We start from the raw sequence: 24,403 nt of genomic DNA on the forward strand, positions 1-24,403 counted from the left end.
GAGTTTCAAGATAGAGAGAAGTGAGGTGATAGAAATAAAAAAGATATTACTCCGTGCTCTACGTGTCCTCTGTGGCTAGTATTTCCCGCTGCATCAGTAGGTCGGTTTGCGGGTCGGAGCCAAGCAGAAACACATGGCTGCCGACGACGCGGAAGCCATTCTTTTCGTAAAAGCGTTGTGCCCGAGGGTTAAATTCCCAGACCCCTAGCCACATTACATCGCATCCAAGCCCGCGGCCCCGGGCAAAACAGGCGTCCATCAAAGCCTGCCCAACCCCTTTGCCAAGAAATTTCTGGTGGGAATAAAGCCGGTTCAGCTCTATCGGCCGCTCGGCCGTTATGCCTTCCTCTGTTGCTCCAAAGATCAGCCTCGCATACCCCGCCGGTTCATCGTCGATCTCCGCGAGCAAAAAGATATTGTTCTCGTCGGCCAGTTCGCTTTCTATCTGCTCGCGGCTAAAAGCCTTCGCCATATAAGCCGCCAGATCATCCGGCGCATTCTTAGGATGCTCGTGAAATGCGTCCCAGAATGTCGTGTAGGCGAGTTGGGTAAGAACTTCTGCATCCTGTAAATGCGCTCGTCGAATAACAACTGTAGGCATTTACTTTCCGCTCATTATCAGCTTAGCGATCGTTTGGAGCTGCATGTTCGATGTGCCTTCGTAGATGGCGCCGATCTTGCTGTCGCGCCAGAATTTTTCGACCGGGTAATCCTTCACGTAACCGTAGCCGCCGTAGAGCTCGATCGCTTTGCTCGCAACCGCCTCGGCACATCGTGATGAATAGAGTTTTGCGATCGCCGCCTCTTTGATGAATGGCTTGCCCGCGTCCTTTAGCCGGGCGGCATTATAGACAAGCAGGCGGGTGGCCTCTATCTCAACCGCCATTTCAGCAAGCTGAAATTGCACCGCCTGAAAGTTGTTGATCGACTGCCCAAACTGCTCTCGTTCGGCGGTGTATTTTAGGGCGGCTTCGTATGCACCCTGTGCGATGCCGAGCATCTGTGCCCCAATGCCGATACGGCCTTCGTTGAGCGTTTCGATCGAGACCTTATAGCCTTTGCCGACCTCGCCCAGCACATTCTCTTTCGGCACCTTGCAGTTCTCAAAGACCAATTCTGTCGTTGACGAAGCCCGAATACCAAGCTTGTCCTCTTTCTTTCCTACAGAGAACCCTTCAAAGCCTTTTTCGACGATGAAAGCCGTAATACCCTTATAGCCTGCACTCGGATCGATCGTCGCAAAAACAATAAAGATCTCCGCCTCATTTCCGTTTGTTATCCAGAGCTTCTGTCCTGAGAGTTCATAATGGTCGCCCTTGTCAGCGGCTTTTGTCTTTAGTGCAAATGCGTCAGAGCCCGACCCCGCCTCGCTCAGCGCATAAGCGCCGACGCGGCTTTCGGCCATCTGCGTTGAATTTCTGCGTGTTGAATGCGATACCGAAATCACCGTGCCAATTGTTGCTGCCGCCTTTGGTTATCGCACTGATAACACCGCCGGTGGCTCCGCCGAACTCGGCTTCAAAACCACTGGACTTGACCTGCAATTCCTGAAGGAACTGGGTCGGAATGGCATTGTTAGCATTCAACGTACCTGTACGGAAGTTGGTAACTTCCTGACCATCAATGTAAAAAGCGTTCTCCGAACCGGATGCTCCGTCGATCGACACGCCGCCGGCAAGTCCTTCCGGACGCGTACCAGGGATCGTCTTCAGGACGCTGGTGAAATCGACACCCTTCGGAAGAAGTTCAATCCTTTCAGCGGAGATGGTTGTTTGAACCTTCGTTCCACCGCTATCGATAGGTGCCAGGTCAGATGCATCCACATCAACGACCGCGTCAGCACCGCTGACCGAAAGTTGAACTGTTACAGTTGTGGTATTATCAACGGCGACGCGGATATTATTGACAGCACCCGCTGCAAACCCTGAAACCGGATCCGTTGCAACATTGTAAACTCCCGGCGGAACCTGCGACAGCCGGAAAAACCCTTGACTATTTGATTGCACCGTCCGTCTGAAACCGCTGGTCGTACCAGCAGCACCCGTTGAGTCGGCGCTTGTAACGGTTACCGTTACATTTGGAACTGCTGCCCCTTGCGGGTCAGTTATAGTCCCTTCGATGTCGCCCGTCGTCCTCTGTCCCAAAACAAATGTTGAAAAACAGAGAACAAAGGCCGACGCGATAAAAAGTAGCTTTGACTTTTTAAGCATTTTCTTACTCCTAAGACTCTTAAGAATTCTTGATCTTTACTTCAGCCGAATACGCAAAACATATTTACTGCGTGCGCGGGAACGACTTCGTACATACTAAATGCAAAGATGATGCCATAGTTTGCTCGGTCATCCGGAACCGTCGGGATCGCGTGTTTTTGGGCATATTACAGCCGATTGACTGATTGACAGATCGAGTCCGGAAATGCGGTTCAACCCAAAATCCAGATTTTTGGATTTCCGATGATATTACTGGATATTGTTGGGGACTGTCGGAAATATGATGTTAGGTCATATAATTAGATCATGTTTGAAACTTAGCCGACGAGGTGCCATTAAATTGCTATAATTAAAGCGTTATCTTGAGGTTACGGGAGTTACATTACTGACTGGGAAGAACCTTTAGTCATCAATTTTTGTGTCTTCTTAATCTATTTTAAGGTCAGGGATTGGGCAACTTAACGCAGCTTGTTCATCTGTACTTCACCGCGGTGTTTTACGTATGAATATCGGTTGACGGAACGAAATGTTTACTTCTATAGAAAGAATTTACCGGGACTCGGTACATAACATTATCCGGTTGAAAACCGATACGCCCGAAGGCGAGCTGATCGCAGAGCTTATAGATTCGCGCGAGTTTCAGCGTCTTCGCCGAATCCGCCAGCTTGGGCTTGCCCATTTTGCTTATCAGGGGGCCGAACACACCCGTTTCACCCATTCGCTCGGCGCATTCCACCTGGCGACCCGGATACTTTTCAAGCTCGGCGTTTCGTATTCGGTTGATCCTGCCGATGCATTTGCGGTCCGCATTGCCGCCCTTTTGCATGACATCGGCCACGGACCATTTTCTCACGTGGTGGAGCCGATACTTAACTTTCATCACGAGGCATTTACCATCGCTGCGATAATTAGTGATGAGACAGAGATTGGCGCGCTTTTGCGCGAATTTGACAAAAGCCTTCCCGGGCGGGTTGCGGACATAATTCGCGGCAATTTTCGCCCGATGGCGCTTGCCCAGTTGGTCTCATCGCAGCTGGATGTCGATCGAATGGACTATCTTCTTCGTGATTCTCTGATGACCGGTGCCAAGTACGGCATTTTCGATATCGAGTGGATAATAAAATCACTTGAGATCAATGTCGAAGCCGATCACCTATATGTTTCTGCACCTGGCATCTCGGCCGTCGAGGACTATCTCCAAGCGCGCTACTATATGTTTCGGCAGGTATATTTCCACCGCACACTCCGCTCAGCTGAAGCGATCTTGCGCTCGCTTTTGAAGCGCGCGCTCGAGCTTTATTCCGAAGGCCGGGACCCCTGGTTCGCTGAGAACACCGCGTTTGAAAGTATCCTTGCGGGCCGTCCGCTTTCTCTCCGCGAACATCTTTCAGTTGACGATACCGATATGCTTTTCCACATCAAGCGATGGCAGTCTTCGACCGATCCGGTCTTATCTGATCTGTCAACTAGATTTCTTAACCGACGTCTTTTCAAGGGTTTCGATCTTGATATGCCTGAGCTGGAGCGGGCCGCTTTTGTTAAGCAAGCACAGGAATTGGTCGAAAGCCACGGAAAAGATCCCAGATATTATGTTATCGAAGATCGGGCCGGCGACGTCGCTCATAATTTCTATATTGCGGATAAAGGCCGCAAGAAAGACCTCATCTACGTTGAGGCCGGATTCTCTCGGCCAGAGATCCGCGAAATATCAGAGGTTAGTGCGGCCGTTCGCGGCCTTCAGGAAGGCTACCGCATCCACCGACTTTATTTTCCCGCGGAATTCAAAGACGAGATGCAGGTTCTATATCATGGCTGACCGGATCGGCATTTCAAACTTTAAAAGGACGCTCCTCTTCGCTGTCATCGGCTTGGCTGTGTGCTCTCATTATGTCGCGGCTCAGCGCGTTGCAATACTAACGCCAAGCGGGAATGAGCTCTCAGGCGAACTTGCGTCCGCCGTTGCCGAAAAGCTTGGATCCCGGATAAAGATAGATGACCTTGACCTCAGCCGTGCTGCCGCCGAATCCGTCTCTTTAAAAGAACCGTTTAACCTGCATCGTTCCGAAGCCGCCGCGCTAGGCCGTGTTCTTGGGACCACTCATTTCATCTTGCTGCGTGCGGAGGAGCTCCGCCGCACCTCTTCCGCGATAGAGGAATATTACGAAGCATATGCAGCCTTATATCTCGTGAGTTCGGCTACAGGCGAGCTGTTAAGTTGGCAGATATTCACCTCGGAAAGGCCCAGTTCATCAGAGGCCCGCAAAGAATTGATATCGCGATCCGATACTATTGCTGCCTATCTCACCGAGCAGGTCGTTACCTCAGCAAAAGTCGCTCAGCGAATAGATGGGAAAAAGTTTCCGGAGGTCCCTGAACCTGGAACGCCGGGCTTTCAGGACCTGCGGCCCCCGATGCCATATCGGCGTCTCCGTCCCGAATATACATTACAGGCAAATCTCTACGGCATATCCGCCACCGTCGAAGCGGAGGTCAGCATCGATACGGATGGCACTATCGTCCATTTGGATGTCGTTCGTTGGGCTGGCTTTGGATTGGATGAATCTGTTATTTCGGCGGTCCGATCAATGAATTGGCGACCTGCATCTATTGGGAATCGATTTTTGCCTATGCGGGTTTTGCTGCGATACAATTTCGTCAAGCTGGAAAAGGATGAAGACCGTTAGATCAACCGTCCGTTTTACGCTCCTATTTCTTTTAAGCTTCGGCATTTACGGCCTTTGGCTTCTTCTTAGCTTTGTCATTCCGAACAAGGTCTATTGGCGGCAGCTTATTTTTGAGCTTTGGTCGCGCGGGTTTCTGCGTATCGCCGGGATCGAGGTTGAAGTCATAGGAAGCCCGCCGCAGCCCCCATTCTTTTTGGTCAGCAACCATCTTGGCTATATCGATATTCCGGTCATTAGATCAGTTGTTCCCGGTGTTTTTGTTGCCAAACACGATATCGGCGATTGGCCTCTAGTAGGACGAATGATCACGAACATGGGAACCATCTTTGTGAACCGTGACCGTCGAAAGAGCATTCCCATCGCCGGCGAAAAGGTCATAGATCGGTTGAGCCAGGGAGAAGGCGTTATAGTTTTTCCGGAAGGAACAAGCACCAAGGGTGAATCCGTGCTTCCATTCAATTCCTCATTTCTTGAGTTTGCGGCAAGATCAGATGTTCCGGTCTCGTTCCTGTCGATCAGCTACAGAACACCGCCCGGCGAGCCGCCACCGAGCGAATCCGTCTGTTGGTGGGATGACACTCCTTTCATTAAGCACCTCTTAGGCATGTTTGGAGTGTCCCGATTCACCGCGATATTGAACTTTGGCGATCAGCCGATAACGGATCCAGATCGCAAGCAACTTGCGGCGCGGCTCCATTCAAACGTCTCCGGATCATTCATTCCGATGCTTTAACAAAAAAGGCCGGACATTGAGCCCGGCTTTTTTAGTTACTTACTTTACTTACTGCGGTCTAGAGTTCATCGTCATCGAGCTCGATCTTCATTGCCTCATCGATGTCGAACTCCTCGGTTCCTTCAAGATCGAGTGAATCCTCACTGATCTCTTCGTCATCCATACCGCTTGCCATGTCAGGATCCTCAACGCCCGGAATTTGTCCGAAATTCGGTAAGTCAAGCCCGCCGCGGATATTCGCAAGCTCGTCAAATTCATCTTCAACCTTGCGATTTTCCGTCGGGTCACGATCAACCTTAACGTTCCGATAGTATTTCATACCAGTACCGGCGGGGATCAGACGACCCATTATCACGTTCTCCTTCAGCCCGCGGAGATAATCCACGCGCCCGGAGATCGCCGCTTCCGTAAGCACGCGGGTCGTTTCCTGGAAGCTGGCAGCGGAAATAAATGAATCGGTCGAAAGCGATGCCTTGGTTATACCAAGAAGGAGCGGTTCACCAACAGCCGTCTTACCGCCTTCTTCTGCGACGCGGCGGTTCTCTGCCTCGTACCTGAACCGATCGACCTGTTCTTCCATAAGGAAATCTGTATCGCCAACCTCTTTTATCTTCACCCAGCGAAGCATCTGGCGGACGATAACTTCAATGTGCTTATCATTGATGTTCACACCCTGGAGCCGATAGACCTCCTGGATCTCGCTAACGAGATAGGTCTGTAAGGCCTCTGTTCCCAGGACGCGCAGGATGTCATGCGGGTTGAGCGGACCGTCCATCAACGGATCGCCGGCCTTTACATGATCGCCATCCTGAACGTTGATGTGCGTTCCGCGCGGTATATCGTATTCGCGTTCCGCACCATCCTCGCCGGTGATAATCACTTTCCGTTTGCCCTTTGAAATGGTTCCGATGGTAACGGTACCGTCTATCTCAGACATAACGGCAGTTTCGCTCGGTTTCCGCGCTTCGAAAAGCTCAACAACACGCGGAAGACCTCCGACGATATCCTTCGTCTTTGTGGTCTCGCGCGGGATCTTTGCGATGATATCACCGGCTTCGACCTCTTGACCGTCGGTAACCTGCAGGTTTGCCCGAATAGGCATCTGATAGGTCTTCAGCGTCTTATTTCCGCTCTTTATCTCAAGCCGAGGCTGATTCTTTTCGTCAGAGTCTTTGACCACAAGACGGATCTGGCCGGTTACTTTATCGATTTCCTGTTCGACGGTCCTGCCTTCCTTGAGATCCTGGAACTTCACGGTCCCGGTCGATTCTGTAAGGATCGCAAATGTAAACGGATCCCACGTCGCCAGCACGTCATCCTCCTTGACCTTTTGTCCGTCCTTTACGTGTAGCTGTGCACCGTAAACTATCTTGTAACGAGCGACCTCACGTCCGCGGTCATCAAGAAGACCTAGCTCGGACGGCTGCCGCCGCATCGAGATCATTTCTTTCTTGCGGTTCTTGATTATATTCCAATCGCCAATGAACTTGACCGTTCCATCCATCGCCGCAGTATGCTTGGTCTCTTGTTCGAGCCGAGCGGTACCGCCGACGTGGAAGGTACGCATTGTCAGCTGCGTTCCGGGTTCGCCGATGGATTGCGCCGCGATAACGCCGACAGCTTCGCCGATCTCTACAGTTTCGCCCGTTGCCAGATTTCGGCCGTAGCATTTCACGCAGATGCCGCGCCGTGATTCACACGTAAGCGGTGAACGAATCCGCACTTTCTGAAGACCGGAAAGCTGCACGGCCCCGGCAAGATCTTCATCTATCTCTTTATTCGCCTCAACAATGGTCGTTCCATCAACCGGATCGACGATATCGTCCAGTGAAGTGCAGCCAACTATCCGGTCGCGGAGCGATTCAACCTCCTCACCATTTCGGATGATCGCCTCAGCCCAAACACCTTTGAGCGTTCCGCAGTCTTCTTCAGAAACGATAACGTCTTGTGCAACGTCAACAAGTCGCCGCGTCAGGTATCCTGAGTCAGCCGTTTTGAGCGCCGTATCGGCCAGACCCTTTCGGGCTCCGTGCGTAGAGATGAAGTACTGCAGCACGTTCAGACCTTCGCGGAAATTCGCGACGATCGGCGTTTCGATGATCTCGCCGGAGGGTTTGGCCATAAGGCCGCGCATACCGGCAAGCTGGCGGATCTGAGCGTCAGAGCCTCTTGCGCCTGAATCAGCCATTACAAGGATCGGGTTCAATTCCTTTCGTTCCTTTTCCCGCTTCTTCATCGCATCGAACATCGCTCCGGCGACGCGGTCCGTAACCTCAGACCAGATAGCCGTAACTTTGTTCTCGCGTTCCATATTGGTCATCGTAGCTTCTTCGTATTGTTTCTGAAGCTTATCGACCTCTTTACGCGCTTCTTCAATGATGTCCCGCTTCGATGCCGGGGTAACCATGTCGTCAATACCGATCGACATTCCCGATTTCGTTGCATAAAGGAAGCCCATCGCCTTCAGGTCGTCAAGAAGAGCAACCGTCGCATCATCGCCGAGTCGAAGCTGACTAAAGCTGACAAGCGACTGAAGTCCCTTTTTCTTAAGGGTTCCGTTAACGAATGGAAGGCCATCGCGGGTCAGCCGTTCATTGAGGATCACACGGCCTGCGGTCGTTTCGATCACCTGATCGATGTTCTCGCGGACGGTCGCACGGATAACATCCTGCTGATTGTGTTCGACCGTAAGATCGATGAGGTCTCCGCGCCAGCGTAGTTTGATCTTGGACTGCGTCTCGATCACTTCCGCATCGAGAGCGAGCAGAACATCCTCGATCGAATTGAACGCCTTGCCCTCGCCTTTCATCTCGTCGCGCGCAAGCGTGAGGTAATAGCAGCCCAGGACGATATCCTGTGAGGGCACGGTGATAGGCTGTCCGCTCGCAGGCGATCGCAGATTCTTCGATGCAAGCATAAGAACACTTGCCTCGATCTGTGCTTCAGGAGAGAGCGGAATATGTACCGCCATTTGATCGCCGTCGAAGTCGGCATTGAAAGCCGTACAAACAAGCGGATGTATCTTGATGGCCTTACCTTCCACCAAAACCGGCTCGAAAGCCTGAATACCAAGACGGTGAAGCGTCGGTGCTCGATTCAAAAGGACCGGATGTTCTTGGATAACGCTGTCGAGGATTTCCCAAACGATGTCTTCCTGGCGTTCGACCATCTCGCGAGCCTGTTTGATAGTTGCCGCGTGCTGTTCCTTTTCAAGTTTGTGATAAATGAACGGCTTAAAAAGTTCGAGAGCCATCTTCTTCGGAAGACCGCACTGATGCAGCTTAAGCTCGGGGCCAACAACGATCACCGAACGACCCGAATAATCCACACGCTTTCCAAGCAAGTTCTGTCGGAATCGGCCCTGTTTACCCTTCAATGTTCCGGAAAGCGATTTCAGCGGACGGTTATTCGCACCGCGGAGAACGCGGCCGCGTCGGCCATTGTCAAAAAGCGCATCTACCGCTTCCTGAAGCATTCGTTTTTCATTGCGAACGATGACCTCAGGGGCGCGAAGCTCTATGAGCTTTTTCAACCGGTTGTTTCGGTTGATCACGCGGCGATAAAGATCGTTTAGATCGGAAGTGGCAAAACGTCCGCCATCGAGCGGCACCAGCGGACGCAGTTCCGGCGGGATTACCGGCAACACGTCAAGGATCATCCACTCAGGGTTGTTGCCGGAGCGTGCAAACGAATTAGCCACCTTGAGCCGTTTTGAAAACTTCAGCTTCTTCTGCTGCGACGTTTCATCGCGCATCTTCTGTCTAAGATCGTCCACCAATTCGTTGATATCGATCTTCATCAGAAGCTCTTTGATAGCCTCGGCCCCCATCTTGGCAACGAACTGGTTTGGATACTCACGCGAAAGTTCGCGATACCGTTCATCGGTCAGCAGGTCCTTTTCCTTCAGGTCAGTAACGTCGCCGGGATCGATAACGATGTACGTTTCGAAATAAAGTATCTTTTCCAAGTCCCGCAGTGTGATATCAAGCAAATGCCCGATCCGTGACGGCAAGCCTTTGAAAAACCAGACGTGCGAACACGGACTAGCAAGCTCGATATGCCCAAGCCTTTCGCGGCGGACCTTACTTTGCGTTACTTCAACACCGCATTTGTCGCAGATTACTCCTCGGTGCTTCATCCGCTTGTATTTTCCGCAGAGGCATTCCCAGTCTGAGACCGGGCCGAATATCCGCGCACAGAAGAGCCCATCGCGTTCCGGCTTGAACGTTCGATAGTTGATGGTTTCCGGCTTCGTGACCTCGCCATGGGACCACGAGCGGATCTTATCCGGCGACGCAAGCGAAATGCGGATCGCCTCATAGTTCGTGGTCAATTGTGTTTTGCTTTCAGTATTGAATCGAAACATTTTTTCTCCGTTAGTCCAGAAGTCTTGTCAGTTAGGGAAGTCCAGAGTTCCTGTAACCCTTATCGGACCTCCACTACTTTCCAGACCATGGTCAATCTGCCCCTACCAAAGTATCGACGCCCGCAGCAATAGCTTCCGGATCGATCTCGTCCTCTTGGATCAGTTCAACGTCAAGGCACAGGGACTGAAGCTCGCGCACCAGAACGTTGAACGATTCCGGGATGCCGGGCTCAAAATCCGACACGCCTTTCACGATCGTTTCATAGATCTTTGATCGGCCCGCGACGTCGTCAGACTTGCAGGTCAGCAATTCCTGAAGGATGTGAGCGGCTCCGTATGCTTCCAGAGCCCAAACCTCCATCTCACCAAACCGCTGTCCGCCGAATTGCGCCTTACCGCCGAGCGGCTGCTGGGTGATAAGCGAATACGGCCCAATCGAACGAGCATGGATTTTATCGTCCACAAGGTGCGACAACTTGAGCATCCTTCCGAACAGCACGCTGGGAGAGAACCGAAACAAGAGCGGTCGCCATGGTGATCCCTGCACTTGGACCATCCTTAGGGATAGCACCTTCAGGTATATGAATGTGAATGTCAAAATTCTCCAGAATATTTTGATCTATCCCTAATTCCTCCGCTCGAGCTTTAGCAAATGAGAAAGCCGCTTGGGCAGATTCCTGCATCACTTCGCCGAGCTGTCCGGTAAGCATAAGCTTTCCCTTACCCTTGGTCTTTATGGCTTCTATGAAAAGTATGTCTCCGCCGACCGCTGTCCAGGCGAGGCCTGTAACCGTGCCGATCTGGTCTTTTGCAAGGGCGGTCTCATTGTAAACTTTTGGTACCCTCAAATATTCAGGGACGGAATCTGCCGAGATCTTTACAGCCTTAAAATCACCTTCCAGTTCTGCTTTTTTGCGTGCGACCTTGCGGGCGATCTTTCCGATCTCTCGTTCCAACTGCCGTACCCCTGCTTCGCGGGTATATTCAGTTACGATCCGATTTATTGCCTGACGCTCAAATGAGACATCTTTTGGATCAAGGCCATTCTCAGAGATCTGTTTCGGTATAAGGTGGCGCCGGGCTATCTCAAGTTTTTCTTCGGCTGTGTAACCCGAAAGCTGAATCACCTCCATCCTGTCTCGAAGGGCGGGTTGGATCGTCTCCAGCATATTCGCCGTGGTCATGAACATAACGTTCGAAAGATCGAATGGCACGCCGAGATAGTTGTCGCGAAATGCAAAATTCTGTTCAGGGTCTAAAACCTCAAGAAGAGCAGAACTTGGATCACCGCGGAAATCCGCCCCGACCTTATCGATCTCATCAAGCATTATCAGCGGATTGTTCGTTCCGGCCTGCTGGATCCCCTGAATTATCCGTCCGGGCATTGCTCCGACATAAGTTCTTCGATGGCCTCGGATCTCCGCTTCGTCGTGAAGCCCACCCAGACTAAGTCGAACGAACTTACGGTTAAGAGCACGAGCGACAGAACGCCCCAAAGAAGTTTTTCCGACTCCGGGCGGGCCGACAAGACATAGGATAGAGCCTTTCGGTTTTTCGATAAGTTTTCTGACCGCAAGAGCCTCGATCATTCTTTCCTTCACCCGTTCAAGTCCGTAATGATCTTCATTTAGAATGCGTTCAGCTTTCTTCAGATTCAGATTATCTTCAGACCGTTTTGTCCAAGGTAGTTCGGTCATTATATCCAGCCAATTACGCAAGGTTGCTGTCTCGGCTGTATCGGGATGCATCCGCTCAAGTTTTTTTAACTGTCGAAGGGCTTCCTCTTCCGCCTGTTGGGGCATTTCGGCCTTCTGGATCTTTTCTCGATACAGTTCAATCTCTTCGTAAAGCTCGTTACCTTCGCCAAGTTCGGCTTGTATTGCTTTCAATTGCTGCCGCAAGAAATATTCACGCTGTGAGCGGTCCATATCTGCACGAGCCTGGCTATTGATCTCCTGCTGAACCGTAAGAACATCGATCTCTTTGCCCAATAGTTCGTTTACTCTGTGAAGCCTTTCAACAGGGTCCGATATATCCAAAACACTCTGGGCGTCTTCAACCTTGAGTTCCAGGTTTGATGCTGAAAGATCTGCAAGCCTTCCCGCATCGTCCAGATTTGCGATTATTGCAAGCACTTCGGGCGAGATGTTCTTGCCCATACTTGCGGCCCGATCCATCGCTGTCCGCACGTTTCGCATCAGGGCCTCGACTTCCAACGAATTCTCAGGTGCAAGCGGTTCTGAAACAGGTGTGATCTGGGCACGAATGTGATCGCCGCCAGTGTTGACCGCGTCGATACGCGTACGTGATAGACCCTGGATCAATATTCGGATACGCCCATCAGGGAGCTTGAGCATTCGCATTATTATCGCGACGGTTCCGGTAGAAAATAGATCGTTCTTTCCCGGATCTTCGACATTCACGTCCTTTTGCGAAACAAGCACGATCATCCGGTTGTCTTTCAGAGCCTCTTCAACGGCGCGGATCGACTTGTCCCGAGAAACAAAGAGCGGGACGATCATAAAGGGATAAATGACGATGTCGCGGAGCGGCAATGCGGGCAGATCACTCGGGATCTGCATCATCGGCTCAACAACCTCGCCTTCCGTAAGGGAAATTGGGAAATCTTCGATCTCGGCCATAAATTTTCAGTTTATGCGTAAGTGGGGTCGCAATCAAGGAAGGCTGTTCGCCTTGAGCGAGATAAGACGCTTGCTAAATTATCCTAGACAAAAATTCAGTGATAATGTTAGTAAGCCCTATTTCTTACTCTTAGAAGCTTTCGGGGCATTGCGTTTATCGCGGGCACGGACAAGATCCTTTAGCTCTGTCATAAATTCAGAGACATCTTCAAATTCAAGATAAACCGATGCAAATCGCACATAGGCAACCTTGTCCAACGACTTCAACCGACGCATTATTATCTTACCGATGTCGCTGGTAGGTACCTCACGGTCGGGCGAATCTTGGACCACCTTTTCGATATGGTCGGCTATGGCTTCAAGCTGACCTGTGGAGATCGGCCGCTTTTCGCAGGCCCTCAATAATCCGGCAAGGATCTTGTTTCGATCGAATGATTCCCGTTTCCCATCCTTTTTGACCACCATGTATGGGATCTCGTCGATCCGTTCGTAGGATGTGAATCGGCGTCCGCATTCAAGGCATTCTCTTCTTCGGCGGATGGCATCCCCCTCTTTCGTTTCGCGTGAATCAACGACCTTATCTTCAAGATGGGCACAAAATGGGCATCGCATAGATTTGAGCAGTGTTTCAATTCTCGACCATCTGGTCGATGGTTCCATTCGGAGGTTCCGAGACGATCTCTTCGACCGCCTGCTCGCTTGAGAGCAGACTCCGAAAGCGTTCAATACTTATATCGCCGTGAAGGAAATAATACAAACCGAAGATCAGTGCCGGAGCGAAATAGACAAGATGCATCGCGATCGAAACTGCTGCCGCATCTTCAACACGCATATCCGGTCGAAGCAGCAACAGGCTTGCAGCCGTAGCCGTGTGGAAAGCTCCTGCAGCACCGCCCGGTGTCGGAACAACGGAGCTTACAACGGCGAAGCCCATTATGAAAAGTGAATCGCTGAAATCGAACGGCAGTCCAAAAGCCAAGAGCACGAACCAAGTCGGGAAAGCGATAGAGAGCCAAAGAACGATGGTCCAGAAGGTTACAGAAAGCAGCTCTTTCCAATCTTTCAGTATCGACAGCGCCGCAGCAAGTTGCTTGAACAAACTCAAAACGATACGCCTGATCTTTGTTGGGATGAATTTTCGATCTGTCAGGCGATGAAGGCGTTGCAGAATTCGCGGGGCAACGCGCTGATACCAAAAGAGCAGGACAAACCCTACTATCACGATCCCGAGTATCACATAGCCGGCATTTGATACATAAGCGAACTGGTCTTCGCGGCCCGGAGGCGGAACGAGCCATAACAAGTTGATCGCAAAGAATGTGGCCAGCGCGGCCAGGTCAAAAAGCCGCTCAAGCCCAAGCGTAACAAGAGCCGCCGAGGGGCGGACACGTTTGTCACGCATTGGAAGCCACATTGGCCGAACTATCTCACCGGCCCGGCCGACAAGGAGTATCGCAGCGAAGCCGACCGTTGTTGTCGCGAAGAGCTCTTTCAGGCTTGAAGAAGTGATAGGTCCAAGTAAAACTTTCCATCTGACAGCGCGAAGCAGATAACCAAGACAGATAACAAGTACTGCGGCCCCAAGATAGAACGGATCTGCCCTAACGAGGCTTTGGCGGACCTGCTGCCAATCCAGGTCCTTTCCGAAGAACCAGAAAAGAAAAGCAGCAAAAAGGAGAAGAATTGTAAATCTAATGTACTTTTTCAAAACCCGGAGTCCGATCCAGTATTCAAATGTTCTCGGCCGTGCTTGCCCGACCAAACCTTTGAAGATACCGTAAAAGTGGAGAAATGGCTAATTGAGGCCTTTTAGCAGCGACCGGCGAGCCTTGGCTATGCGGCAGAGCAATTTGTTGGGAACTTCCACTATGATCGGTTCGTAGTTAATGTTCGGCTGGTAAGTTTTTTTGGCCGTTTCGCAGACTTTAATGCAGGCGGGAGATCGATATTTTGGAAGCTTTGAAGGCTGCCCCGCAGATCAATGGTGCTGAACTCGTGCGTAAAGCGCGGAGTGGTGATGCTATTGCGTGGGAAGAGATAGTGACCACATTTTCACGCAGGATATTCAATCTTGCGTATCGGTTCACTTCGAATGCCGAAGCTGCAGAAGATCTGACACAGGAAGTATTTATCCGGATATATCGAACGCTGGATCAATACGATCCAAGGCAAGGAGATCTTTCGAATTGGCTGATGCGGCTCGCGCGGAATTTGATAATTGATGATTATCGTCATCGGCAGCGAAATCCGCAGAATTCCATGGCTGATGCAGTAGATGATCATCAATATCATCTGCGTGCTATAGGTAATTCCGCACAGCGGGAAATGGAGCGGCGGGAACTTGCTGCACAGGTGCAGCAGGGTATTGATAAGTTGCCGCCCGACTTGAAGACTTGCGTCATCCTGCGGGACATCGAGGAGCTGAGTTATCAGGAGATCGTAGATGTTTTACAGATCCCGGAGGGAACGGTCAAATCGAGGATAAACAGAGGGCGAATCGAATTGGCGAAGATACTTAGACGGATGCGTGTTGTGGCGATGTAATGAAGGTCAGCAAAAAGAGAAGTTTCAAGGGGTCAGGTTAGTAATGGGAAGTGCATTTGAGAAAGCAATGAATTGTGCGGAGTTTGAATCGAGGCTATCGGAGTATGTAGAACGAACTCTGGATAAGCCTGCGCGTCGTGCCGCATCGGCCCATCTTCTCAAATGTCCCATCTGTCATGCTTTGGTCAATGATGTGAAGCGTTCGATATCCGTCTGCCGGGAGATGGCCGGCGGCCAGAACGCATTGTCCAGACTTGAAGCAAAGATACTCGCCAGTACCGTGCCGGACGCAGCTCTCCGGTGTTATGAATTTGAAGAAAGTCTCACAGACTATCTTGACGGGTTCCTGCCTGCTAATGTCTTTCATCGCTGGGAGCGGCATGCCGTTATATGCGAGCAATGCACTGACCTGCCCGGTGAGGTCGTTAGGTCGCTTGCAACGCTGGTTGCTTACAAGCAAGAGGAACTTCCCGTTCCCCTGGGATTGCACGAACGAATAATGAACTTGACGGCTTGGGCTGAAGGAAGGCAATGGCGAGGGAAGGATCGATCCTGGGGATCGCGTTTTGTTGATTGGATAAGCAGCATACGAGTTCCGGTCGCCGTTCCTCAGCTCGCACCTGTTGCGATGATGCTGATGTTCGCATTTCTGTTCATCAGCCAGACCGTTTCCTCTGATGGTTCCTTGAGTGATGTTTACGCAAAAAGCGTCCAGCTTGCGGAGAAGACCTATCGCCAAGGCACGGCCGCCTGGAATGGGCAGCCTGTACAGAACGGTGGGCTTGATGCTCCGATAAACAGTACGACATTCGTTGAGAACGAGGGGGGCAAAAAGGAATGAATTGCGCGTACCACACTCAGAATATTGCGGTTGTGCAGTGTAATAGCTGCGGACGACCGCTCTGCCCGACCTGTGACCACAGGATCAAAGGTTTTCCCTATTGTCAGGATTGTATTGTGCACGGCGTCGACCTTTTGAGGCAGAATTCACGCACTAATTACGTCCCGTTCGTGAAAAAGCGAACCTCACCATTTTTTGCTACGTTATTGTCTTTTATCTGTCCGGGGCTCGGGGCCGCCTATAATGGCCAGACAGTTAAAGCCCTCGTGTATTTTGGCGTTTTCGTCGGGCTCTTCCAGATGGCAGTGCTGACGGGATACGCTCTATTCTTTTTTGGCTTTATCGGCATGTGGCTGTTCTCGGCGTTAGATGCGTGGCGAACGGCACAAATGATACGCTCCGGTCTTACCCCGGATGTCGCTGAAGATATTTTTGTAAAGAGGTTCTCAGGCAATCCAAAGCTTTGGGGCATCATCCTAAGCGTGCTTGGATCACTTTTCCTTCTTCAGAACTTTTTCAATATGCGCGGATTGATGAGGGCACTTCTTCCGGCTTTGTTGATCGGATTGGGCATATATATTCTCCGAGGCTACATATTCAAGCCAAAGGAAGAGGAGTCCAGCTGGAAAGATTTTGATAGCGTTCGACCGCTTCCGGTATTTTCTGCGGCAACCGGCGAACACAGAGATACTACGGGCCGCTTTGACGGCGGGGGCGAAGATCGTTATCGGAGGGAACACGACCGCTGGAGTTGAGGAATATTTTTCTTTTGAACTTCGTGCAGTTGGATTAGTATAGAACAAGGAGTTTTCAGTATGTCAGTTTTCCTAAAAGCAGCAGGGATCGGTGGGAGCCTGTTGGCCCTGATCGCTCTTCTTATCGCCTTCTTTAAGAGTTTTATTGCCTTTATCGGTTTCTTGACCGGAGCCATAAAGGTCATCATCGTTCTTCTATTCATTGCCTTGATCGCGGCCATCGGCTATTTGGTCCTCAAAAGTTGGAATGAAGCGAAACGGGCTAGAGATTAGGTATTTTTGTTAAACTCTGTTACACTCTTTTCGGTTCGCGCAGGTTCCGCTCACTTGCCAAGCCGCGGACTGGAGGCTAAAATAAGACTTTCCGTTCAATTTCGAGCAGGCAGGGTAATCTAAAAATAAGTTTTTGTTCATTCAGGTCTCGCGTTAGTCGCTAGCGGCTTGCCCCACGTGATTCCGTTTGCCGGAACGATGGAATTCCGGTTCGAGATCAACTAAAGGAGCTTTACAGCATAATGCAGAAAGACTCAAGGTTCTTTTCATTTCTTTTCAAAAGCAGTTCAAAAAATAGAATTTATGTTCGCCGCGTTCTGGTCCCGAAAGGGATCGTTCAGAACGGGCTTCTTATTATTTCATTCGTTTTTATCATTTCGGTTTTTTCTTTAGGCGTTGTCGGTGTTTCCAATTTCAGTATTCCCAGTTTCGCTGAAATGGCCGGCAACGCGGTTCAAAACAATCAGACCATTTCCAAAGTTGAGATCAGCGCTTTACCAAGATCGATCGATTATTCCCGGCCTGATGGTGCGGCGGATATGGCGCTAAACAGCGGCGGACCGTATTCGCCAGAACAGTTGGTCTCTGATGACCCGGAAGTCGAAGATAGACTCAGATTGATACAGGTTACCAGCGACCCCATGACGATACCAAATATTTGGGCCGTTACCGGAAAGATCAATAATGAATTTGGTTTTAGACGAAATCCTTTCGGCGGACGCACGTACGAGTTCCATAACGGAATGGATATCGACGGTGAACGTGGAGACCAGATCGTTGCTCCAGCCTCAGGGACTGTTACCAAGTCCGGTTGGCAGGGAGGCTACGGGAACATGGTCGAGATCGATCATGGGAACGGACTTTTCACTCGATACGGTCATATGGCAAAAGTCGAGGTCGAAGTTGGCGATCGCGTGTCACGTGGGGTTTTGATCGGTTACGTTGGATCTACCGGCCGCTCGACAGGACCGCACCTTCATTATGAATTAAGGCTGGGAGATAGGCCGATAAATCCGCGCCGGTTTTTACCGCCGGAACCGACCGATATTTCGCGGGCTTCGCGATAAAGGGCTTTTGCATCAATAGATCTAGCGGGTCGAAACTTCGGCTCGCTTTTTCATTTGATGGAACACCTCATTAAAAACGGCTATACTTTATTGTCCTATATTTCCAATAAACTTTTGGGGAACTTACTGTATGAAACTTAGAAATCGCCCGTTCGTTGCCACTCTATTGGTGGCATCGATCATCTTTAGCAGCTTTACATTTGCCGTCGCCCGCGACGAGGGAATGTACAAGCCGGATATGATCGCAAGCCTCAATCTCAAAGATCGTGGACTGAGGATAAAACCTGAAGAGATATATAATCCGGCAGGTGGCGGATTGACCGATGCCGTGATCCGTTTAAGTATAGGCTGCACGGCAGAATTCGTATCGCCAGAAGGGCTGATACTTACCAATCACCACTGTGCGTTTGATGCGTTGGTCTCAGCCTCAACGCCGAACAATGATCTTGTTGAAAACGGATTTCGTACTGACAATCGGGCCGGAGAGATAAGCGCTAAGGATTATTCGATCTTCATCACTCAGCGAATAGAGGACGTAACAGCACGCATACGTCAGGGAACTGCCGGGTTGGCAGGAGAAGCTCTTGCAGCGGCCATCAAGAAAAACATAGATGAATTGACCGCAGCAGAACAGGCAAAAGCTCCGGCCGGTTCTACCGTTCGTATTCAGACACTTAACAACGGATATTTCCACTATCTTTACCAGATACAGCAGATAAAAGACATTCGTGTGGTTTATGCTCCGCCGAGGAACATTGGGGTATTCGGCGGCGATCCAGATAACTTTGAATGGACGCGACACACGGGTGATTTCGCATTTTTACGTGCGTACGTGGCCCCGGATGGCAGTTCCAAGGAATATTCGCCGTCAAATGTTCCATTCAAACCGCGCCGTTTTCTTTCGATGAATATAGGCGGGCTGAAAGAGAACGATTTTGTTTTCGTACTTGGTTATCCGGGAAATACCACCAGGTATCGGGAGTCGCAATCGATAGAATATGCACGCGATGCGAATTTTCCATTTCTTTCGAGCTGGTTGGCTGCCCGAGCTGATGCTCTTCGGCTGATCGGCGAAGGGGACGAAGCGAAACGCATAGAGCTGCAAAGTGACATAGCTAATTTCGACAACGCACGAAAGGTTTATCAAGGCGGCGAATGGCGTTTACGACGTTCAAAAGTCGTGGAGCAGAGGCGTGATGAAGAGGCCAAGTTTGCGGCCTGGGTATCACAGGATCCGGCTCGACGTGCAAAGTACGGCACCGTGCTTTCTGAGCTTGCGGCCGTATCTGCTGAATCGAATAAGTTCGCCAAACGCGACATACTCGTTCGCCGGATGCCGGATGCAAGCTGGCGCGATTTTTGGCATTTTCTGCGCTGCATCACCTACGGAATTGCGGGCCAGCATCTCGACTATACGAGTCCAGAAGGGCTGCACTATATGCGGTTGCTCTATCAGGAACTGCAGGTGCCGCTCGATGCAATGGTGGTGGGCCTCGAGGGCATTAAAACCGCCAGCCTCAACCGGGTAGAACTGGGTCAACCGGACGCCCTAGCGCCCTATTTTGATCACCTGATTGTCCAGTTAAGCCAGTTTCGCGCTTAGATTCTCACGGTCAATGGGGTCATTGTTGAATCGGCTGATGCGTTTGATTGATCTATGATTGCTGCGGATGATGAACTAATCAAAGCCTCAATTCAAGGCGATGCCGACAGGGCAGCGGTGCTGTTGGCACAAGGAGCAAATCCCAACACGACAGGGGTGACAACGGCCATTGGCCGCGGCAATACGGCGCTGATGTGGGCGGCCGTCGAGGGGCATTGGGCTGTGGTGCAGCTGTTGTTGCAGCAGGGCGCAGACCCCAATTGGCGCAATTCGGCGGGGTTCTCGGCCCTGATGTATGCGGCAGAATCGGATCGACGCGAGATTGTAATCACGCTTTTGGATGCCGGTGCCGCGATTGAGGGGACCAATGCTTACGGGGAAACGGTGCTGATGGCGATTGCTCGCAAAGGCCATGCCGATATTGTGCAGCGACTGGTTGCTTTGGGTGCCCCAATTAATGCCGGGAATAAGATTGGAGATACGGCGCTGTATTTAGCAGTAGATAACGGCCATGCTTATGTGGTGAAAACGTTAATCGCGTTGGGGGCTGAGGTCAATACCCATAATCTAGGTGGCTGGACACCTCTGATGATGGCCTCGGCTAGAGGTGACCTCGATACAATGGAAATTTTGATTCAAGCGGGGGCCGATCTGCATGCCAAAAACAACTGGGGGGCAACGGCCTTGAGTGAAGCCCGACGCTCGTTTCGTTCTCATCAAGCCGTGGCGTTACTCAAACAGGCCGGCGCGATGGAATGAGGTTTGAGGGATGCGCGTCGGGTCTTGGTCGGAGAATGGCTGCGGTCTGAGTGGGTGGCGCTACGTCAGAATCTGGCTCTCAGCAATCGCTGCGAGTCCGCTCGCCAATAGCACTTACAATATCTCCTAGCATCGGGTGCAAACCACCCTCGCCAAATTCAACCTTTGCAACTGAACCTGCAAAATCGAGACCGCAAACCGCAAACCGCAAAGGTCTCTGACCGAGATGCGACGCGAACCAACCTTAGCCCTTCATCCTCTCTTTTTCATGAGTACCCTATCAACGTTTCACCAATTTTTTGACCATTGTGTCGGCAGCTGGAAGACCGAGCGTACCTATCATTATTTGACTCAGCCGCTGGTGGAGCGCTCGCATACCGATTTTGTGATTCATCCGCTCACGGTAGAGCAAAAGCAAACGGTGTTGCGCGATAACCAGTATGAGCCGACGGCTGTCGAGGCGTTGCCGGGATTTCATCTGGAGTTTAATACGGTCTCGGAAACGGGTGAAACGGTGGCGCAGGCGTTGAATATGCTGTTTGTGCCGAAGGGCGAAGCAGAGACGATTCTGAGCGGAGATTATCTGCGAGACCGGGCCTACGAGGAAGCCCGTCCGATTATTTCCCAGTTTCGCTTTAACCCCAACACCGGGGAACTGCTAATGAAAACCTACTATACACGAGTGGTCTCGGTTGACTCGATTACGCTGGTCAATCCCCGCCTGCGGATTCGCAAAATCCTGAACTATCGCCGTCCGGCTGAGGGTGAACCGCTGACCGATGTGATGCTGGTGGGGTTTGGGGTTGAACAAAAAGCCGATTAAGCGATTGCATGCAGCGATTTGAGATATCCCTGAACTTTGCTTAGAACCGGCTGCTCAGTGGCCTCACCCTCTCAGCTACAAAGTTCACAATTCTTGATGAGCATTGTTACAACCTTGTATGAATATTAGATCATAACAATGCGTATAAAGCTTATAAAATAGCTGCAACGCTACTTCTACCGTGGGTTTCTGTGGGACTCTACGGTGGAATGGCACGATGGCCCTCTGGGCCGTGCGAAGCATGATCAAGACCAAGGAATCGAGTTGCACGTTTGGGTAATTCTGAAATTCCTTAACATCTTGAAACAATTCTTCTCAACCGCTGTTGTTTAACAGGAGATTGTGAATGGCTTTTGGACCAGCGTCCCGATTGGGGGTTAGCCTGTTTGATGAAACCCCGCCCCTGGAGCGGGTGCCCGGTAGTTCGGCCGACGAACTGGAAACGATGATTCGGGCGGTGTATCGGCAGGTGTTAGGCAATGCCTATGTGATGGAAAGCGAGCGGCTGGCAGTGCCGGAATCGCAGTTCAAGCAGGGCGATCTGAGTGTGCGCGAGTTTGTGCGGGCTGTGGCCAAGTCGGATTTGTATCGGTCTCGTTTCTTTGAGAATGTGCCGCGCTATCGCGCCATTGAGCTGAATTTTCGCCATTTGCTGGGGCGAGCACCGGATGGCTACGAGGAAATGAAGCAGCACAGTGCCATTCTCGATACGCAAGGCTTTGAGGCGGAAATCGATTCCTACCTCGATGGCGATGAGTACCAAAATCGGTATGGGGAAAACATCGTTCCTTACATTCATGGCTATAAGAGTCAAGGCAAGACGATGGTGCAGTTTACCCATACGTTTGAATTGGTGCGTGGCGCGTCGAGCAGCTCGCTGAAGGGCAACCTAGCCGGTAAAAGCCCGCGGTTGAACGCGCTGGTGATTCAGGCAACCCCCACGGCGGTCGTTTCTCCGGGTAGCAGTGGAGCGACCTTCCGCACGCCACCGGGTGTGGCCCGGACGCGCTTGGGTGTGGGCGCTAGTGAAGGCGGTAAGGTCTACCGGATTGAAGTGACCGGCTACCGCTCGAATACGGTCAACAACATTTCTAAATTCCGTCGCAGTAATCAGGTTTATCTGGTTCCTTACGAGAAGTTATCTCAAGAATATCAACGCATTCATCGTCAAGGTGGAGTGATCGCTAGTATCACGCCGATCGATTAACGGCGTTTCTGCGGTCGTTGCATTGTCTAAAGTGTGTGTACGCTTTAGACCTTTTTGCTATTCCTAAACTCGTATTTTGCGCTCTGCAATATGCGTTATTTCGCTGTGTTGACATTTCATAATTAGTCAGGAGATCCATCGATGTCATTAGAACTGTGGCCAACGAGCAGTCTCGAGGATGTAGAGACGATTATTCGCGCGGTGTATAAGCAGGTTTTGGGAAATCCGCATGTGATGGAGAGCGAGCGACTGGTGGCGGCTGAGTCTCAGTTGTGTAACCGCACGATCACGGTGCGAGAATTTGTGCGGATTGTGGCGAAATCTGACTTTTACCGGTCGCGCTACTTCGAGCCTTGTGCCCCTTATCGGTTTGTTGAACTCAATTTCAAGCATTTGCTGGGCCGTGCGCCGCAAGATCAAGCGGAAGTGTCTGAGCATATCCGCCGCTGTGTGGAACAGGGCTACGATGCGGAGATCGATTCGTATATTGATAGCGAAGAGTATCAGTCGGCATTTGGGGAAAATATGGTGCCCTATTTCCGGGGCACGGTCAGCCAACCGGGCCAAAAGCAGGTGGTCTACAACCGCATGTTTGCCCTCGATCGGGGTCCGAGCCAAATTGACAGCGCGGTGCGCAGCTCGCAGCTCGTCTATGCGGTCGCTACCAATAGCCCGACGCCAATTCGGCCTGCAACGAGCCGCGGGGGAGCCTATGCTGCGACTGAAAAGCTGTTTAAGATCGTGGCCACTGGCGCAAAATTCGATAGTCCGCGTCGTCGCAGCACCACTGAATACATTGTTTCTGGCAGCAAAATGACGCCCCAAATCCAGCGGATTAACCGCACGGGGGCTCGGATTGTCAGCATTACTGAAATTGCCTAAGCAATGATCTGAAATCGTCTGAATCGGTCTGACTCTGGATCTGTGGGTGGGCTATGCTCACCCCACTGGTCTCAACTTCAATCATATTCACCTTTAGGAGCGTTGCATATGGCACTTTGGGTAATGGCATCCGAGCCAGTGGAACTGCGGCCAGCGGCTAGCGAAGCAGAGTTGCAAACGGTGATTCGTGCGGTTTATCGCCAGGTGTTGGGCAATCGACACCTGATGGAAAGTCAGCGACTTACCGAGGCCGAATCGCTGCTGCGCCAAGGCGAACTGACGGTGCGAGGGTTTGTGCGGCAGGTGGCGCAATCGGATCTGTATCGGTCGCTGTTTTTTGAACCGTCTTCGCCTTATCGTTTTATTGAACTGAATTTTAAGCATTTACTAGGGCGTGCCCCGATTGATCAAACGGAAATTGCAGAACATGTGCAGCGCTATGTTTGCGATGGCTATGCGGCCGAAATTGATTCCTATCTCGATAGCAACGAATACCAGCGCAGTTTTGGTGAACATCAAGTCCCCTATGAGCGCGGTAGCCAAACTCAAGCGGGACTAAAAGCGGTTGCCTTTAATCGCAGTTTGGCGTTGATGCGTGGTTTCGCCGCTAGCGATAGCGGCAGGTCTGCTCAGTTGATTACGGATCTGGCGGCTAATTTGCCCACTCCGATTCTGGCCCCAACGGGCGCAGGAGCCTATACTAATTCGAACAAACGGTTCCGGCTTACGATCGCGGCGGCCAATCTCGGTCCACGCACCAATCGTAGTCGATTCACCGTAGAGGTTAATTATGAGCAGTTGTCATCCAAAATTCAAAGCATTCATAGAACGGGTGGCAAAATTGTTCGCATCAGCGAAGTGACTTGAGTGGAGGATAGGGGCTAGCTGTCAACTCTTGGAGTGGAGCTAGTCCATGGCTGCACGATGGTTGGGCAATCAAGAGTCTGCGAAACCGTGGCAACGGTCGAATATCGTCGTGCGGAAACCCGCTCGTCTGGGACGGCATCGATTAAT

21 protein-coding genes and 1 pseudogene are annotated in these 24,403 nt (G+C 51.3%); 14 read left to right on the forward strand and 8 right to left on the reverse strand.

Going from position 1 to position 24,403, the window contains the following annotated elements; genetic code table 11:
• Positions 1-58: 58 nt before the first annotated feature.
• Genes JVX88_RS06220 through JVX88_RS06230 form a run of 3 tightly spaced genes read right to left on the reverse strand, consistent with a single transcriptional unit; the run spans position 59 to position 2,210 of the window.
• Positions 59-601, reverse strand: a complete 543-nt coding sequence (locus tag JVX88_RS06220) for a GNAT family N-acetyltransferase (protein ID WP_211626467.1) — start codon at positions 599-601, stop codon at positions 59-61.
• Positions 602-1,405: an acyl-CoA dehydrogenase family protein gene (locus JVX88_RS06225; RefSeq protein WP_211626468.1), complete on the reverse strand. Its 804-nt coding sequence runs from the start codon at positions 1,403-1,405 to the stop codon at positions 602-604. It lies immediately after the preceding gene.
• Complete coding sequence (locus tag JVX88_RS06230; RefSeq protein WP_211626469.1) at positions 1,350-2,210, reverse strand: carboxypeptidase-like regulatory domain-containing protein; 861 nt, start codon at positions 2,208-2,210, stop codon at positions 1,350-1,352. Before JVX88_RS06230 ends, JVX88_RS06225 begins: the two co-directional genes overlap by 56 nt.
• A 526-nt stretch (positions 2,211-2,736) precedes the next feature.
• Here JVX88_RS06230 and JVX88_RS06235 point away from each other — a divergent pair.
• From JVX88_RS06235 to JVX88_RS06245, 3 genes are read left to right on the forward strand one after another with little or no spacing between them, the layout of a single operon-like run.
• A complete protein-coding gene (locus tag JVX88_RS06235; RefSeq protein WP_211626470.1) occupies positions 2,737-4,026 on the forward strand; it encodes an HD domain-containing protein in 1,290 nt (429 codons plus the stop codon).
• Entirely contained in the window at positions 4,019-4,894 is an 876-nt protein-coding gene (locus tag JVX88_RS06240) for an energy transducer TonB (protein WP_211626471.1), read from the forward strand. The genes JVX88_RS06235 and JVX88_RS06240 overlap by 8 nt, the downstream gene beginning before the upstream one ends.
• Positions 4,881-5,627: a lysophospholipid acyltransferase family protein gene (locus tag JVX88_RS06245; RefSeq protein WP_211626472.1), complete on the forward strand. Its 747-nt coding sequence runs from the start codon at positions 4,881-4,883 to the stop codon at positions 5,625-5,627. Before JVX88_RS06240 ends, JVX88_RS06245 begins: the two co-directional genes overlap by 14 nt.
• 58 nt (positions 5,628-5,685) lie before the next feature.
• Here JVX88_RS06245 and rpoC read toward each other — a convergent pair whose 3' ends face one another.
• The 5 genes and pseudogenes from rpoC to JVX88_RS06270 form a co-directional block, all read right to left on the reverse strand.
• Positions 5,686-9,993, reverse strand: a complete 4,308-nt coding sequence (rpoC, locus tag JVX88_RS06250; RefSeq protein WP_211626473.1) for a DNA-directed RNA polymerase subunit beta' — start codon at positions 9,991-9,993, stop codon at positions 5,686-5,688.
• Between the two features lie 91 nt (positions 9,994-10,084).
• Positions 10,085-10,477, reverse strand: a pseudogene (locus JVX88_RS06255) (hypothetical protein); the annotation flags it as partial.
• Positions 10,446-12,635, reverse strand: coding sequence for an endopeptidase La (gene lon, locus JVX88_RS06260; protein ID WP_211626475.1), 2,190 nt, complete (start codon positions 12,633-12,635; stop codon positions 10,446-10,448). The gene lon and the pseudogene JVX88_RS06255, both read right to left, overlap by 32 nt.
• 117 nt (positions 12,636-12,752) lie before the next feature.
• Positions 12,753-13,247, reverse strand: a complete 495-nt coding sequence (gene nrdR, locus JVX88_RS06265; RefSeq protein ID WP_211626476.1) for a transcriptional regulator NrdR — start codon at positions 13,245-13,247, stop codon at positions 12,753-12,755.
• A gap of 16 nt (positions 13,248-13,263) precedes the next feature.
• The gene (locus JVX88_RS06270; protein WP_211626477.1) at positions 13,264-14,343 is read right to left on the reverse strand and encodes a lysylphosphatidylglycerol synthase transmembrane domain-containing protein; all 1,080 of its coding nucleotides are present in this window, start codon (positions 14,341-14,343) and stop codon (positions 13,264-13,266) included.
• Positions 14,344-14,585: 242 nt separating this feature from the next.
• Between JVX88_RS06270 and JVX88_RS06275 the strand changes: the two genes are divergently transcribed.
• The 11 genes from JVX88_RS06275 (at position 14,586) to JVX88_RS06325 (ending at position 24,256) form a co-directional block, all read left to right on the forward strand.
• Positions 14,586-15,179 carry an RNA polymerase sigma factor gene (locus tag JVX88_RS06275; RefSeq protein WP_211626478.1) on the forward strand — a complete coding sequence of 198 codons (594 nt, stop codon included), beginning with the start codon at positions 14,586-14,588 and terminating at the stop codon, positions 15,177-15,179.
• 67 nt (positions 15,180-15,246) lie between these two features.
• Positions 15,247-16,020 carry an anti-sigma factor family protein gene (locus JVX88_RS06280; RefSeq protein ID WP_211626479.1) on the forward strand — a complete coding sequence of 258 codons (774 nt, stop codon included), beginning with the start codon at positions 15,247-15,249 and terminating at the stop codon, positions 16,018-16,020.
• A gap of 116 nt (positions 16,021-16,136) precedes the next feature.
• On the forward strand, positions 16,137-16,775 hold the full coding sequence (locus JVX88_RS06285; protein ID WP_211626480.1) for a LiaI-LiaF-like domain-containing protein: 639 nt from the start codon (positions 16,137-16,139) through the stop codon (positions 16,773-16,775).
• A gap of 60 nt (positions 16,776-16,835) precedes the next feature.
• The gene (locus JVX88_RS06290; protein WP_211626481.1) at positions 16,836-17,048 is read left to right on the forward strand and encodes a hypothetical protein; all 213 of its coding nucleotides are present in this window, start codon (positions 16,836-16,838) and stop codon (positions 17,046-17,048) included.
• A 242-nt stretch (positions 17,049-17,290) separates the two neighbouring features.
• Positions 17,291-18,115: a M23 family metallopeptidase gene (locus JVX88_RS06295; protein WP_211626482.1), complete on the forward strand. Its 825-nt coding sequence runs from the start codon at positions 17,291-17,293 to the stop codon at positions 18,113-18,115.
• A 130-nt stretch (positions 18,116-18,245) separates the two neighbouring features.
• On the forward strand, positions 18,246-19,718 hold the full coding sequence (locus JVX88_RS06300; RefSeq protein WP_225931351.1) for a S46 family peptidase: 1,473 nt from the start codon (positions 18,246-18,248) through the stop codon (positions 19,716-19,718).
• A gap of 54 nt (positions 19,719-19,772) precedes the next feature.
• Positions 19,773-20,477, forward strand: a complete 705-nt coding sequence (locus JVX88_RS06305) for an ankyrin repeat domain-containing protein (protein ID WP_211626483.1) — start codon at positions 19,773-19,775, stop codon at positions 20,475-20,477.
• A 268-nt stretch (positions 20,478-20,745) separates the two neighbouring features.
• The gene (locus JVX88_RS06310) at positions 20,746-21,300 is read left to right on the forward strand and encodes a phycobiliprotein lyase (RefSeq protein ID WP_211626484.1); all 555 of its coding nucleotides are present in this window, start codon (positions 20,746-20,748) and stop codon (positions 21,298-21,300) included.
• 346 nt (positions 21,301-21,646) lie between these two features.
• Positions 21,647-22,507 (forward strand): phycobilisome linker polypeptide, encoded by an 861-nt coding sequence (locus JVX88_RS06315; RefSeq protein WP_211626485.1) that lies wholly within the window; start codon positions 21,647-21,649, stop codon positions 22,505-22,507.
• A 141-nt stretch (positions 22,508-22,648) separates the two neighbouring features.
• Positions 22,649-23,389 (forward strand): phycobilisome rod-core linker polypeptide, encoded by a 741-nt coding sequence (locus JVX88_RS06320; RefSeq protein WP_211626486.1) that lies wholly within the window; start codon positions 22,649-22,651, stop codon positions 23,387-23,389.
• A 108-nt stretch (positions 23,390-23,497) separates the two neighbouring features.
• Positions 23,498-24,256, forward strand: a complete 759-nt coding sequence (locus JVX88_RS06325) for a phycobilisome rod-core linker polypeptide (RefSeq protein WP_211626487.1) — start codon at positions 23,498-23,500, stop codon at positions 24,254-24,256.
• Positions 24,257-24,403: the final 147 nt, after the last annotated feature.

It is taken from the genome of Leptolyngbya sp. 7M (assembly GCF_018128485.1).